Source organism: Streptomyces sp. NPDC034037, assembly GCF_055575715.1.
The window spans coordinates 1,960-3,290 of sequence record NZ_JBVISC010000019.1 but is presented as its reverse complement, the minus strand read 5'-3'; the positions used below and the strand labels follow the sequence as shown (position 1 = coordinate 3,290).

The 1,331-nt window shown below is 56.9% G+C and carries 1 rRNA gene (running past one end of the window); it reads left to right on the top strand.

Features of this window, described 5'->3' with window-relative positions:
• Window positions 1-56: 56 nt before the first annotated feature.
• Window positions 57-1,331, top strand: a 23S ribosomal RNA gene (locus tag ACZ516_RS33815); it runs 1,926 nt beyond the window's last position.

Genomic DNA, 1,331 nt, shown 5'->3' with positions numbered 1-1,331 from the left:
GTGTGATGGGTGGTTGGTCGTTGTTTGAGAACTGCACAGTGGACGCGAGCATCTGTGGCCAAGTTTTTAAGGGCGCACGGTGGATGCCTTGGCACCAGGAACCGATGAAGGACGTGGGAGGCCACGATAGTCCCCGGGGAGTCGTCAACCAGGCTTTGATCCGGGGGTTTCCGAATGGGGAAACCCGGCAGTCGTCATGGGCTGTCACCCGCTGCTGAACACATAGGCAGTGTGGAGGGAACGCGGGGAAGTGAAACATCTCAGTACCCGCAGGAAGAGAAAACAACCGTGATTCCGGGAGTAGTGGCGAGCGAAACCGGATGAGGCCAAACCTACGACGTGTGAGACCCGGCAGGGGTTGCGTCGTGGGGGTTGTGGGATCTCTCTTTCACAGTCTGCCGGCTGTGAGACGAGTCAGAAACCGTTGATGTAGGCGAAGGACATGCGAAAGGTCCGGCGTAGAGGGTAAGACCCCCGTAGTCGAAACATCAGCGGCTCGTTTGAGAGACACCCAAGTAGCACGGGGCCCGAGAAATCCCGTGTGAATCTGGCGGGACCACCCGTTAAGCCTAAATATTCCCTGGTGACCGATAGCGGATAGTACCGTGAGGGAATGGTGAAAAGTACCGCGGGAGCGGAGTGAAATAGTACCTGAAACCGTGTGCCTACAAGCCGTGGGAGCGTCGCGCATCAAGCTTGCTTGGTGCGTCGTGACTGCGTGCCTTTTGAAGAATGAGCCTGCGAGTTTGCGGTGTGTTGCGAGGTTAACCCGTGTGGGGAAGCCGTAGCGAAAGCGAGTCCGAATAGGGCGATTTAGTAGCGCGCTCAAGACCCGAAGCGGAGTGATCTAGCCATGGGCAGGTTGAAGCGGCTGTAAGAGGTCGTGGAGGACCGAACCCACCAGGGTTGAAAACCTGGGGGATGACCTGTGGTTAGGGGTGAAAGGCCAATCAAACTCCGTGATAGCTGGTTCTCCCCGAAATGCATTTAGGTGCAGCGTCGTGTGTTTCTTGCCGGAGGTAGAGCACTGGATAGGCGATGGGCCCTACCGGGTTACTGACCTTAGCCAAACTCCGAATGCCGGTAAGTGAGAGCACGGCAGTGAGACTGTGGGGGATAAGCTCCATGGTCGAGAGGGAAACAGCCCAGAGCATCGACTAAGGCCCCTAAGCGTACGCTAAGTGGGAAAGGATGTGGAGTCGCACAGACAACCAGGAGGTTGGCTTAGAAGCAGCCACCCTTGAAAGAGTGCGTAATAGCTCACTGGTCTAGTGATTCCGCGCCGACAATGTAGCGGGGCTCAAGCGTACCGCCGAAGTCGTGTCATTCCA